13 protein-coding genes are annotated in these 13,490 nt (G+C 42.6%); all 13 read left to right on the forward strand.

Annotated features, from left to right (window positions below; genetic code table 11):
* Window positions 1–57: 57 nt before the first annotated feature.
* Window positions 58–360: an Asp-tRNA(Asn)/Glu-tRNA(Gln) amidotransferase subunit GatC gene (gene gatC / locus GMC92_RS04985; protein ID WP_002884769.1), complete on the forward strand. Its 303-nt coding sequence runs from the start codon at window positions 58–60 to the stop codon at window positions 358–360.
* A complete protein-coding gene (gene gatA / locus GMC92_RS04990; protein ID WP_155199902.1) occupies window positions 360–1,826 on the forward strand; it encodes an Asp-tRNA(Asn)/Glu-tRNA(Gln) amidotransferase subunit GatA in 1,467 nt (488 codons plus the stop codon). Before gatC ends, gatA begins: the two co-directional genes overlap by 1 nt.
* Window positions 1,826–3,268, forward strand: coding sequence for an Asp-tRNA(Asn)/Glu-tRNA(Gln) amidotransferase subunit GatB (gene gatB / locus GMC92_RS04995; protein ID WP_155199903.1), 1,443 nt, complete (start codon window positions 1,826–1,828; stop codon window positions 3,266–3,268). The genes gatA and gatB overlap by 1 nt, the downstream gene beginning before the upstream one ends.
* 99 nt (window positions 3,269–3,367) lie before the next feature.
* Window positions 3,368–3,751 (forward strand): hypothetical protein, encoded by a 384-nt coding sequence (locus GMC92_RS05000; RefSeq protein ID WP_155199904.1) that lies wholly within the window; start codon window positions 3,368–3,370, stop codon window positions 3,749–3,751.
* 134 nt (window positions 3,752–3,885) lie between these two features.
* Window positions 3,886–4,929, forward strand: a complete 1,044-nt coding sequence (locus tag GMC92_RS05005) for a 2,3-butanediol dehydrogenase (protein ID WP_155199905.1) — start codon at window positions 3,886–3,888, stop codon at window positions 4,927–4,929.
* Window positions 4,930–5,023: 94 nt separating this feature from the next.
* Window positions 5,024–5,935, forward strand: coding sequence for a DMT family transporter (locus tag GMC92_RS05010; RefSeq protein ID WP_003013343.1), 912 nt, complete (start codon window positions 5,024–5,026; stop codon window positions 5,933–5,935).
* A gap of 143 nt (window positions 5,936–6,078) precedes the next feature.
* Window positions 6,079–7,167: a DUF4352 domain-containing protein gene (locus tag GMC92_RS05015; RefSeq protein ID WP_155199906.1), complete on the forward strand. Its 1,089-nt coding sequence runs from the start codon at window positions 6,079–6,081 to the stop codon at window positions 7,165–7,167.
* Window positions 7,168–7,312: 145 nt separating this feature from the next.
* Window positions 7,313–8,458 carry an amidohydrolase gene (locus GMC92_RS05020; protein ID WP_338324039.1) on the forward strand — a complete coding sequence of 382 codons (1,146 nt, stop codon included), beginning with the start codon at window positions 7,313–7,315 and terminating at the stop codon, window positions 8,456–8,458.
* A 120-nt stretch (window positions 8,459–8,578) separates the two neighbouring features.
* A complete protein-coding gene (locus GMC92_RS05025) occupies window positions 8,579–9,406 on the forward strand; it encodes an amino acid ABC transporter substrate-binding protein (RefSeq protein ID WP_031572958.1) in 828 nt (275 codons plus the stop codon).
* A 24-nt stretch (window positions 9,407–9,430) separates the two neighbouring features.
* Window positions 9,431–10,294, forward strand: a complete 864-nt coding sequence (locus tag GMC92_RS05030) for a MetQ/NlpA family ABC transporter substrate-binding protein (protein ID WP_023918949.1) — start codon at window positions 9,431–9,433, stop codon at window positions 10,292–10,294.
* A 72-nt stretch (window positions 10,295–10,366) separates the two neighbouring features.
* On the forward strand, window positions 10,367–11,740 hold the full coding sequence (locus GMC92_RS05035; protein WP_155199907.1) for a M20/M25/M40 family metallo-hydrolase: 1,374 nt from the start codon (window positions 10,367–10,369) through the stop codon (window positions 11,738–11,740).
* Window positions 11,733–12,800 carry a methionine ABC transporter ATP-binding protein gene (locus tag GMC92_RS05040; RefSeq protein WP_155199908.1) on the forward strand — a complete coding sequence of 356 codons (1,068 nt, stop codon included), beginning with the start codon at window positions 11,733–11,735 and terminating at the stop codon, window positions 12,798–12,800. Before GMC92_RS05035 ends, GMC92_RS05040 begins: the two co-directional genes overlap by 8 nt.
* Complete coding sequence (locus tag GMC92_RS05045; RefSeq protein ID WP_003008487.1) at window positions 12,797–13,489, forward strand: methionine ABC transporter permease; 693 nt, start codon at window positions 12,797–12,799, stop codon at window positions 13,487–13,489. Before GMC92_RS05040 ends, GMC92_RS05045 begins: the two co-directional genes overlap by 4 nt.
* Window position 13,490: the final 1 nt, after the last annotated feature.

Below are 13,490 nucleotides of genomic sequence, written 5' to 3' on the forward strand. Positions count from 1 at the left end.
TAAATTATGGTAAAATAGAGGGTATTGAAAAATCATCAATTCACGAAAGGAAGCAAGATGAAAATTACGCAAGAAGAGGTAACCCACGTTGCCAATCTTTCAAAATTGAAATTCTCTCCAGAAGAGACAGCTGAGTTTGCGACAACTTTGTCGAAGATTGTCGACATGGTGGAATTGTTGGAAGAAGTGGACACAACCGGTGTAGCCCCAACAACGACTATGGCTGATCGTAAGACCGTATTGCGTCCGGATGTTGCTGAAAAAGGGACAGACCGTGACCGCTTGTTTAAAAATGTACCTGAAAAAGATAACTACTACATCAAGGTGCCAGCTATCCTAGAAGATGGAGGAGATGCCTAATGTCATTCAACCATAAAACCATTGAAGAGTTGCACGACCTCCTTGTCTCTAAGGAAATTTCAGCAACGGAATTGACACAAGCGACGCTTGACGATATCAAGGCGCGTGAAGAAGCCGTCAATGCCTTTGTAACGGTGGCAGAAGAAGCTGCCCTTGCGCAAGCTAAGGCCATTGATGAAAAAGGAATCGATGCAGACAACCTCTTGTCAGGGATTCCACTCGCAGTCAAAGACAATATCTCAACAGATGGCATCTTGACCACTGCAGCATCAAAAATGCTCTATAACTACGAGCCAATCTTTGATGCGACAGCGGTTGCCAATGCCAAAGCAAAAGATATGATTGTCATCGGGAAGACCAACATGGATGAATTTGCCATGGGTGGATCTGGTGAGACTTCTTACTATGGGCCAACCAAGAATGCTTGGGACCACAGCAAGGTGCCTGGTGGATCTTCTAGTGGTTCAGCAGCTTCTGTCGCTTCAGGACAAGTCCGTTTGTCCCTTGGTTCAGATACAGGTGGTTCTATTCGCCAGCCTGCTGCCTTCAATGGGATTGTTGGACTCAAGCCAACCTATGGAACAGTTTCTCGTTTCGGTCTCATTGCCTTTGGTAGCTCACTCGACCAAATTGGACCGTTTGCTCCAACCGTTAAGGAAAATGCGCAATTGCTTAATGTGATTGCCAGTGCAGATGCCAAAGATTCAACTTCTGCACCTGTTCGTGTAGCAGACTTTACTTCTAAGATTGGTCAAGACATCAAAGGCATGAAGATTGCCCTTCCTAAGGAATACCTAGGGGAAGGAATTGACCCAGAAGTCAAAGAAACGATTCTTAATGCAGCTAAGCACTTTGAAAAATTGGGAGCAACTGTCGAAGAAGTCAGCCTGCCTCATTCTAAATACGGGGTTGCTGTCTACTACATCATCGCTTCATCTGAAGCTTCTTCAAACTTGCAACGTTTCGATGGCATTCGTTATGGTTTCCGTGCGGAAGATGCCAAGAACTTGGATGAGATCTACGTGAACACTCGTAGCCAAGGTTTTGGTGATGAAGTCAAACGTCGGATCATGCTGGGAACCTTCAGTTTGTCATCTGGTTACTACGATGCTTATTACAAGAAAGCCGGACAAGTCCGGACACTTATTATCCAAGACTTCGAAAAAGTCTTTGCGGATTACGATCTCATCCTTGGCCCTACAGCTCCAAGCGTGGCCTTTGATTTGGATTCGCTTAACCATGATCCGGTTGCCATGTACTTGGCGGACTTGTTGACCATCCCAGTCAACTTGGCAGGTCTTCCAGGAATTTCGATTCCTGCAGGATTTGCTCAAGGTCTTCCAGTTGGTTTGCAGTTGATTGGTCCGAAGCATTCGGAAGAGACCATCTACCAAGCTGCAGCTGCCTTTGAAGCAACGACGGATTACCACAAGCAACAACCCCTTATTTTCGGAGGTGACAATTAATGAACTTTGAAACAGTCATCGGACTTGAAGTCCACGTTGAATTGAATACAAACTCAAAAATTTTCTCACCAACCTCTGCCCACTTTGGAAACGAGCAAAATGCCAATACTAATGTGATTGACTGGTCTTTCCCAGGGGTGCTTCCTGTCTTGAACAAGGGTGTTGTGGACGCTGGTATCAAGGCTGCTTTGGCGCTGAATATGGATATCCATCAGCACATGCACTTTGACCGTAAGAACTATTTCTACCCTGATAATCCAAAAGCTTACCAAATCTCGCAATTTGACGAGCCTATTGGTTACAATGGGTGGATTGAAGTGCAATTGGAAGATGGCTCAACCAAGAAAATCGGGATTGAACGGGCCCACTTGGAAGAAGATGCTGGTAAGAACACCCATGGAACAGACGGCTTCTCTTATGTAGACCTCAACCGTCAAGGGGTGCCATTGATCGAGATTGTCTCTGAAGCAGATATGCGTTCTCCAGAAGAAGCCTATGCTTATTTGACAGCTTTGAAAGAAGTCATCCAATACACAGGTATTTCTGACGTCAAGATGGAAGAAGGATCAATGCGGGTGGATGCCAACATTTCCCTTCGCCCCTACGGCCAAGAGGAATTTGGTACCAAGACGGAGTTGAAAAACTTGAACTCCTTCTCCAACGTCCGTAAAGGTCTTGAATACGAAGTGGAGCGCCAAGCGAAAATCTTGCGTTCGGGTGGTGTCATTCGTCAAGAAACACGCCGTTATGATGAGGCCAACAAGAGCACGATTCTTATGCGGGTCAAAGAAGGGGCAGCGGATTACCGTTACTTCCCAGAACCAGACCTTCCCTTGTTTGAAATCTCAGATGAGTGGATCGAAGAAATGCGTACATCATTGCCTGAGTTTCCAAAAGACCGCCGTGCGCGCTACGTGGCAGAGCTTGGCCTGTCTGACTATGATGCCAACCAATTGACAGCTACGAAAGTCACTTCTGACTTCTTTGAAGCAGCCGTAGCCCTTGGTGGAGATGCCAAGCAAGTGTCTAACTGGCTGCAAGGGGAAGTCGCACAATTTTTGAACGCAGAAGGTAAAACGCTGGAAGAAATCCAATTGACACCAGAAAACTTGGTGGAAATGATTGCCATCATCGAAGATGGAACCATCTCCTCTAAGATTGCCAAGAAAGTCTTCGTTCACTTGGCGAAAAACGGTGGCGGTGCGCGAGAATACGTCGAAAAAGCTGGCTTGGTACAGATTTCAGACCCTGAAGTCTTGATTCCAATCATCCACCAAGTCTTCGCAGACAATGAAGCAGCCGTAGCCGACTTCAAGTCAGGTAAACGGAATGCTGACAAGGCCTTCACAGGCTTCCTTATGAAAGCAACCAAAGGCCAAGCCAACCCACAAGTAGCCCTCAAGTTACTTGCTCAAGAATTGGCGAAGTTGAAAGAAGATTGATAGAAAAAGAACCAGCCGAGAGGTTGGTTTTTACTATCCATAAAATTGTGTTAGAATAGGAAAGACCATTACATATCAACTAGCATTAGGAGGAGTCACATGAACAAATTTTTAAGAGTTTTATTTATCCTAGTCATTATCGCTATGTCTGGAGCGATTATCTTCCAGTTATTCTTTCCATCCTATATGGGCAATCATTCGGGATATGGTATTTCTGTCGGTTGGCAACGGGAGATTGGGATTTGGAATATGGCAGTCCTTGTGATCTTGATTGCCGTCAATCTCAAATACGATTGGTTTTATCTTCGGACGGTACTAGTGGCCTTGATCATTGGTGGGCTTGGGATTGGGACCAATCATCTTTTCAGTTATTTTCACTATCATCTGCCGGTCAATGGGATCGGTGCGCTTGAAAATTATCTCCTCGTCCTTGGTTGGATGGTGGGCTGGAGAATAGAGAATTCACGAATCAAGAAAAAGTAAGAAGGAGTAGTCGAAGGGCGGCTCTTTTTTTATCTTCAGTTTTTTCTTGACAAACAAAAGGAAAACGTTTACAATTTTAAATATAAAGTTTCCTGAAAAGAAAACAAAAAAGGTGAAAACAAGGAGATTATCCTATGGCTACTATGAAAGCAGCTCGCTGGCATGCAGCAAAAGACGTTCGTATCGAAGAAGTGGAAGTACCTGAAGTACATCCACATCAAGTAAAAGTGGCAGTTAAGTTCACAGGGATCTGTGGGACGGACTTGCATGAATATTTGGATGGACCGATCTTCATTCCAACAGAAGAACATGTTTATTCTGGTCAAAAAGCACCGGTTACTTTGGGACATGAATTCTCTGGTGAGATTGTAGAAGTCGGAAGTGATGTGACTCGTGTCAAAGTTGGCGATCGTGTCACTATCGAACCAATTCTTGCAGAGCACAACTTAATTGGTGATTACAACCTTGATCCAAACTTGAACTTTGTCGGCCTCGCTGCAGATGGTGGTTTTGCTAAATATTGTGTTCTTGATGGTGATCTTGTCCATGTGATTCCAGATAGCTTGAGTTTTGAACAAGCCGCTCTTACAGAACCTGCTGCTGTTGCTGTTTATGCAGTTCGTCAATCTGCATTGAAAGCTGGAGATACAGCTGTTATCTTTGGCTTGGGTCCAATTGGTCTTTTGATCGTTGAAGCCCTTCGTGCAGCAGGAGCATCAAAAATCTATGCGGTTGAATTGTCTCCTGAACGCCAAGCCAAAGCAGAAGAATTGGGAGCGATCGTTGTTCGTCCAGAAGAAGGAGAAACAATCGTCGAAGCCATCCATCGTTTAACAGGTGGGGGAGCAGATGTTTCTTATGAAGTTACTGGGGTCCCAGTTGTTTTAGGCCAAGCCCTTGCAGCTGTTCATAAAGCTGGGGAATGTATGGTCGTATCTATCTGGGAACGTGAAGCTAGCATCAATCCAAATGAATTCGCTATCCAAGAAAAATCTCTCAAAGGAATTATTGCCTACCGTCATATTTTCCCTAAAGTATTGGAATTGATGGAACAAGGCTACTTCTCTGCTGAAAAATTGGTTACCAAGAAAATTAAATTGGAAAATATCGTTGAAGAAGGATTTATTGAATTAACACAAGATAAATCTCAAATCAAGATTTTGGTTCAACCTGAATAAGCGAATAAATTTATATGAAATATATGAGGCTGAAACGTTTCGTTTCGGCCTTTTATGATACAATAAAAGTAAGGAACAGATTTAGGAGGGGACTATGTCAAAGACGATGAAAGGAACACTCATGACCTTGATCGCCGGGATCGCTTGGGGACTATCCGGAGTTAGCGGGCAATATTTAATGGTTCATGGATTTTCGGCTATTGAGTTAACAAATCTCCGTTTGCTTTTTTCTGGAATTGTCCTTATTCTTCTTTCCTACGTTGCAGATAAGGAGAAGTTTTTGGCCTTTGCCAAAGATAAATCTTCCTACCTTCCCCTTCTTATTTTTGCCTTTTTAGGATTGTTATTGACTCAGTTGACCTATTTAGAGGCGATTGCTGAAACCAATGCTGGGACTGCTACGGTGTTACAGTATCTCTGTCCAGTGGGAATTTTAGCCTATACCTGTATCATGGATAAGGTGGCCCCTACACTAGCAGAAGTGTTTTCGATGCTTCTAGCGATTGGTGGCACATTCTTAATAGCAACCCATGGTCAACTCAATCAATTGGCCATCAATCCCAAAGGTTTGGCTTGGGGAGTGGTGTCAGCATTTGCCTATGCCCTTTACATCATTCTACCTCTGAACTTAATTCAAAAATGGGGAAGCATGCTGGTGATTGGAGTTGGGATGACTATTCCAGGAATCCTAATGCTCCCTTTTAGTGGTCTTCTCTCTTCTTCTGGAAACTACAGACTCGATACCTGGATGGCCCTTTTTGGCTTGGTGGTGATTGGGACGATTTTTGCCTATACAGCCTTTCTGAAAGGAACCTCTTTGGTAGGAGCCGTTAAAGGAAGCTTGCTGGCGTCCTTTGAGCCTGTTTCGGCAGTTTTCTTTGCCTTTGTCATTATGAAGGAGCATTTTTTTATGGTTGATGTGATTGGGATGGCCATGATCCTCCTTGCAGTTCTCTTGATTTCCCTCAAGGATTTCATGATTCAAAAAGAAAAAGGCATCTTGTAAAATCAAGACCAAACATATTTTAGTTAAAAGGTTGAGACGAAGGTCTTGGCCTTTTTATGATAGGGAAGAGTTATCACTATATAGCGTATACATAGATAGAAAAAGATGTTAAAATAGAACAAAACTTTTTTAAGGAGATAAGGATGAAAAAGATTTTTAAATGGACCCTATTTGCTGTGGCGACATTGAGTCTAGTAGCTTGTGGCACCACTGCTCAAAAGACAAATTCGCAGCAATCAAAGACGGAAAAAGCGGCGAAAAATTCAGCATCTGACGGTCAAGTAGAGCTGAGCCTAAAAGGAGGGCAATACATCAAACCGCCTGTCCTCAATGACTCAGAAGACGGCACTTATTTGGCCCTTCAATTAGAATTTAAGAATGTTGCTAAAGAATCTATTAACGTGTCAGATTCAGATATCACCATTTACGATGCGGAGAATAACAAGGTCAAATTGCAGTCAGGAATTTATGACCAAACGGAAGCCTTCCAATTGCTCAAGAGTGATCAGTTGGCCCAGGATAAAAAATTAACCGGCTATATTGTCTTCCCAGTCGAAAAAGGCAAAAAATACGAAGTGCAGTATGAACGAAAAACCTATAGCTCTGATAAAAAATCCAAGCCTCTAAAATTTGCGGTGGATTCTTCTCAGTATGAGGACAAGGTGGAAGCTTCAACTATTCTAGCAGATGAATACATCAATCAAGTTTACTTCAGTGGCCAACGAAAGGTCAAAAAGGATGATGCTTTTGTTTTGGGAACTGATTTGAAAAAGGAAGCCAGTGATTTCCGTGCGAAATTTGCGGCTGATTTTACCCGTCAATTGCATGATTACCAATTCCCAGAAGAAGAAGTGACCCAGTTTATCGATGCTTATGAAAAGGAAAATGCAAAGCGCGCGAAATTAACCTATAAGGTTAAACAATACCTCCCGGACAAGGTGGTCATTAGCTTGAATCCTGAGACTGTCAGCATGGAAAAGACGATTTTAAACCACATGCAGACCTTCTATCAAGAACATCGAAAAGACTATCCAGGTATCATCGAGGCGAATCAGGCTCAAAATAAAGCCTATAGAGAGGAAATGATGGCTTCTCTTGCAGATCGTCCCTTGACGACGCCGGATCGGTACGACTACCAGTTGACCTTTGTTAAGAAAGATGGCAAATGGGAAGTAGAAAAAGCCTACAATAGTGATAGCTTTATGGAAAAATTCGAGGGAAATCTTTCTTAATGCTGAAGTTGGCACTCCTAGGATAGGAATCTAGGAGTGTTTTTGTCTATAGTTTGAAACTATATCAAAACCCAAGAAACAAGAATTAGACGGAAACACCTATTAGTGATAAAATAATTTTAAGTTTGAAAGGAGATGAAGGCTTGTGTCTTTTTCTTATGAAGAGTTAGCAGAGATTCGCCACTATATCCACCAACACCCAGAATTGTCTGGTCAAGAATACCAGACAACCGCCTTTCTAAAAGAGCGTTTAGAAGAGTTGGGGATTCGTATTTTAGAGAGTGGATTAAAAACTGGTCTGATTGCAGAAATTGGCTCCGGCCAACCGGTAGTGGCACTTCGAGCAGATATCGATGCCCTTCCAATTTTGGAACAAACGAATCTGCCCTACCAAAGTCAGAATCCAGGCGTCATGCATGCCTGTGGTCATGATTTTCATCAAACCAGTCTTCTAGGAGCAGCAGCTCTTCTCAAGGAAAAAGAAGACCAGCTTGAAGGAACCATACGCTTGATCTTTCAACCAGCAGAAGAAATCTCAGAAGGTGCTTCTGATGTTTTGGCAACAGGACTGTTGGAGGATGTTCAAGGAATTATTGGTTTTCACAACATTCCCCAGCTAAAAGCAGGGCAACTTGCCTTGAATGCTGGAGCCATGATGGCAGGGGTTGAGAAATTCAAGGTTACCGTGACAGGGGTTAGTAGTCATGCCGCAAGACCAGATTTGGGAGTTGACACTGTAACGGCCGTCACAACCATGGTTCAGAACTTACAATTATTAATTTCACGGACCGTTTCTCCTTTTGAAACAGCTGTTTTGTCCATTACGCACCTGGATGTGGGCTCAACCTGGAATGTACTTCCTAAATCAGGCTATTTTGAAGGAACCATTCGCTCCTTTAATCCGAGTGTGCAAAGAGACTTGAAGGCACATTTTATTTCCATCATTCGACACATTGCAGAAAGTCTGGAAGTGGATGTGGCTTTTGAGTGGGGTGTGACACCTCCCGTTACCTTTAACGATGAGGAATTGACGCAGGTAGTTTGGGAAGCTTCACAAGGTTTGGCTGAAGTGATCCCAGCGAATCCTTCTACAGCTGGAGAAGACTTTGCCTTTTACCAAGAGCGAATTCCTGGAGTCTTTGCCTTTATCGGTTCAAACGGAGAACCGGATGCGCCAGACCTTCATCATGATCACATGACCATCGATGATGCAGCCTTTGAGGTATCGGTTCCCTATTATGTTGAAAATGCGCAAGCTTTATTGCGGTATTTTAAGGCCCAAGAAGTGTGATAAAGAAAAACTATCACCTCCATAAAAAATATATATTAGGCAAGTAAATGCTTTTTTGATAAAATTAAAAAATACTTTTAAAATGGCGTTTTATGTGCCTGAAACGAATAAGGAGATCCTATGAATCTAAAAAAAGTGATTAAGTATTCTGCTTTAGGATTAGTTGCAGTCCTTGCAACCAGTGCTTTAGTAGCATGTTCATCTGGTAAATCAGCCAGTGGTAAGAAAACCATTGAAGTTGGGACTGTTGGAACAACCAAACCATTCTCTTACGAAGAAAAAGACGGCAAGCTAACCGGTTATGAAATCGAAGTTTTGCGTGAAATCTTCAAAGGTTCAGACAAATATGAAGTGAACTTTAACAAAACAGAGTGGTCTTCCGTCTTTGCTGGCTTAGATAGTGACCGTTTCCAAATCGGTGCCAACAACATTAGCTACTCAAAAGAGCGGGAAGAAAAATACCTCTATCCAAATCCATATGCTCGTAATCCATTAGTATTGGTCGTACCAAAAGATTCTTCTATTAAATCTTTGGATGACATTGGTGGCAAGAAAACAGAAGTTGTTCAAGGAACATCTACTGCTAAACAATTAGAAGATTACAATAAAAAACATTCAGATAATCCAACTGACTTGCAATACACAGATGGAACCATTCAAACCATCATGGCTAATCTAGCGGATGGTCGTACCGATTACAAGATCTTCGAACGGATCTCAGTAGATACCATCATTCGTGATCAAGGCTATGACAACTTGAAAGTTATCGAACTTCCAAGCGACCAACAACCTTATGTGTATCCAATTATTGCAAAAGAAGATAAAGACCTTCAAAAATTTGTCAACAAACGGATCAAGGAACTCTATGACAATGGAACCCTTGAAAAACTGTCTAAAAAATACTTTGGTGGAGTTTATCTACCAGAAGCAAAAGATATTAAAGAATAATATTTAATTAAAGGAGACTTCAAAATGAAATTGAAAAAAATTCTTGGTTTAACAGCTCTTGCAGCTATTGCAACATTTGCTCTTGCAGCATGTGGTTCTTCAAAATCATCTAGCAAAGATGGTGAAACAACTGTAAAAGTAGGTGTCATGACTTTGAGCGACACTGAAAAAGCTCGTTGGGATCAAGTTCAAAAGAACTTGGATGACGCTAAAACAGGAATCAAATTGGAATTCACTCAATTTACAGACTACTCACAACCAAACGTGGCTGTAAAAGATGGTAGCGTGGATATCAATGCTTTCCAACACTACAACTTCCTTGATAACTGGAACTCTAAAAACGACAATGCCCTTGTTGCAGTAGCAGATACGTACATCGCTCCAATCCGTCTTTACTCTGGTACAGAAAACGGTAAAAACAAATACACTTCAATTAAAGAAATTCCTAAAGGTGGAACAATCGCTGTACCAAATGACCCAACAAATGAAAGCCGTGCCTTGTATGTCTTGCAATCAGCAGGTTTGATTAAATTGGATACTAAGGATGGACAATTGGCAAACGTGTCAAACATCAAAGAAAATCCAAAAGATTTGAAGATCTCTGAATTGGATGCTTCACAAACACCATCTGCTCTTCCATCAGTAGATGCTGCAGTCATCAACAATACCTTCGTTCGTGAAGCAGGCGTTGATTTCAAAAAAGCTATCTATGTTGAAAAGAAAGACAACAACTCAAAACAATGGTACAACGTGATCGCTGCTAAGAAAGATTGGGAAAAATCTGATAAAGCAAAAGCAATCAAAGAAATCATCAAAGCCTATCACAAAGACAATGTGAAGAAAGTGATCGAAGAATCTTCAGAAGGAATGGACCAACCAGTCTTCTAAGATTCGATCTCAAGTGTATGAAGGAGGTGGAGAAGCAATTCTCTACCTCTTATCGTGTATTAGGAGGAATGCATGCCTTTTGCAACAGAAGCGGAACAAATCCGTAAATTTGAAAATGATGAGGTCGCACAACATTATTTTGAAGTGTTGCGAACCTTGATTTCAAAAAAATCCATCTTTGCCCAACAAGTTGGTCTCAAGGAAGTAGCCAACTATTTGGGAGAAATTTTTACAGCTGCAGGAGCCAAAGTCGAAGTTGATGATAGCTATACAGCACCTTTTGTGATTGCCAAATTTTTCTCACCAAATCCTGAAGCCAAAACCATCATTTTTTATAACCACTATGATACGGTACCAGCTGATGGAGACCAACCTTGGACGGGAGACCCTTTTACCTTATCGGTTCATTATGGGACCATGTACGGTCGAGGGGTTGATGATGACAAGGGACATATCACGGCTCGTCTCACAGCTCTTCGAAAATACATTCGTGAAAGTGGCGATTTGCCAGTCAATATTACCTTTATCATCGAAGGGGCAGAGGAGTCTGCATCAACTGACTTGGATAAATACTTGGCCAAACACAAGAAACACTTGCGTGGGGCAGACCTCCTAGTCTGGGAACAAGGTACCCGAAATAATCAGGGTCAGTTGGAAATTTCCGGTGGTAGCAAAGGGATCGTCACCTTTGATATGGTGGTGAAGAGTGCAGAAGTGGATATCCATTCCAGCTATGGCGGTGTGGTAGACTCTGCTTCTTGGTATTTGTTAAATGCTATCGCCAGTCTTCGTGACAAAGAAGGTCGAATTTTGGTGGATGGGATTTATGATCAGATCCAAGAACCCAATGAACGCGAGCTAGCTTTGATCGAGCAATATGCCAACAAAGGACCAGAAGATGTAGCGGAAACCTATGGTCTAACCCTTCCAATCTTGAAGGAAGACCGAAAAGAATTCCTACGCCGTTTCTATTTTGAACCAGCCCTGAATATTGAAGGCTTTGGCTCTGGTTACCAAGGCCAAGGTGTTAAAACGATTCTTCCGGCAGAGGCGCGTGCCAAGATGGAGGTGCGTTTGGTTCCTGGACTGGATCCCAAGGATGTTTTAGAAAAGATCAGGCAACAATTGAAGAAAAATGGCTATGATCAGGTCGAATTGGTCTATACTCTCGGTGAAATGAGTTACCGAAGTGATATGAGTGCCCCATCGATTTTAAATGTCATACGGCTGGCCAAAGATTTCTATAGAGAAGGAGTTTCTGTTCTTCCAACAACAGCGGGAACAGGGCCAATGCACACGGTCTTTGAGGCTTTGCAGGTGCCGATGGCAGCCTTTGGAATTGGCAATGCCAATAGCCGGGACCATGGGGGCGACGAAAATGTGAAAATCGCCGATTATTACACCCATATTGAATTGATAAAGGAGTTAATAGCAAGTTATGAGTAAAGCAATGATTCAGCTGGACCACATTGATGTGACCTTCCAGCAAAAGAAACGTCAGATCCAAGCCGTCAAAGATGTGACCATTCATATTAATGAAGGCGATATCTATGGGATTGTAGGGTATTCCGGAGCGGGGAAATCGACCTTGGTTCGGGTGATCAATCTCTTGCAAGTGCCTAGCGCCGGAACCATCACTGTGGATGGTGATGTGATTTATCAAGATCAGGTGACCTTAAAACCTGCTGCCCTTCGGGAGAAACGTCGGGATATCGGAATGATTTTCCAACACTTCAACTTGATGGCTCAAATGACTGTCGCAGAAAATGTGGCCTTTGCTCTTAAACATTCTAAATTAAACAAAGAACAAAAGAATGAGAAAGTGGCGAAATTGTTGGAATTGGTTGGTCTAGCTGACCGTGCAGAGAATTACCCAGCACAATTGTCTGGTGGTCAAAAGCAGCGGGTAGCGATTGCGCGTGCCCTTGCCAACGATCCAAAAATTTTGATCTCAGATGAGTCAACTTCAGCCTTGGATCCAAAGACGACCAAACAAATTCTAGCTTTGTTGCAAGAGTTAAACAAAAAACTTGGCTTAACCATTGTCTTGATCACCCATGAGATGCAAATTGTCAAAGATATTGCCAACCGGGTAGCTGTCATGCAAAATGGCGAACTGATTGAAGAAGGGTCTGTGTTAGATATCTTCTCGAATCCGAAAAATGCTTTGACGCAAGACTTTATCACGGTTGCAACAGGAATCGATGAAGCCATGGTGAAAATCAATCAACAAGCGATTGTGAAGAACTTGCCTGATGATTCGATTTTAGCGCATCTTAAGTATGCAGGTTCTGTGACAGATACAGCCATCATCAATGATATTTACAAGCAGTACCAAGTATCTGCCAACATTTTATTTGGGAACATCGAGATCCTTGATCACACTCCTGTCGGAGAATTGGTGGTCATCTTATCAGGTGAAAATCAAAATCTGGAAACGGCCAAAGCTGAGTTAGAAAATGCAGGAGTTTCCGTGACTATTGTGAAAGATGGGAGAAAAGCATGATCCAGTTAATTCAAACATATTTACCAAATGTCTATAAATTAGGGTGGTCTGGCCAGTATGGATGGGGAACCGCTATTTACTTGACTCTTTACATGACCGTTATTTCCTTCATTATTGGTGGATTTTTAGGTTTGGTGACAGGACTTTTGTTAGTCTTGACCCGTCCAGGTGGTGTCATCGAAAATAGAATCGTTTTCCAAATTTTGGATAAGATTACTTCCTTGTTCCGCGCCATTCCTTTCATTATCTTGTTGGCCTTTATTAATCCCTTGACCTACTTGCTCTTGAAAAATACCATCGGTCCTACAGCAGCCCTTGTTCCGCTATCCTTGGCTGTCTTTCCATTCTTTGCCCGCCAAGTCCAAGTAGTCTTGTCAGAATTGGATGGAGGCGTGATTGAAGCAGCACAAGCCAGTGGGGCAACCTTCTGGGATATTGTCGGTGTCTACCTTCGTGAAGGGCTTCCTGATTTGATCCGTGTAACAACAGTGACCATCATTTCCTTGATTGGAGAAACCGCCATGGCGGGTGCCGTTGGTGCTGGAGGATTAGGAACCTTAGCCATCAACTACGGGAAAAACATGTTTAACAATGATGTCATCTTTGTGGCGACCTTATTGATCCTGATTCTGATCGTTCTGGTCCAATTTATCGGGGACTTCCTTTCGAAGAAAATTAGCCACCGTTAGG

It is taken from the genome of Streptococcus parasanguinis (genome assembly GCF_009717775.1).
GTDB lineage: Bacteria > Bacillota > Bacilli > Lactobacillales > Streptococcaceae > Streptococcus > Streptococcus parasanguinis_AG.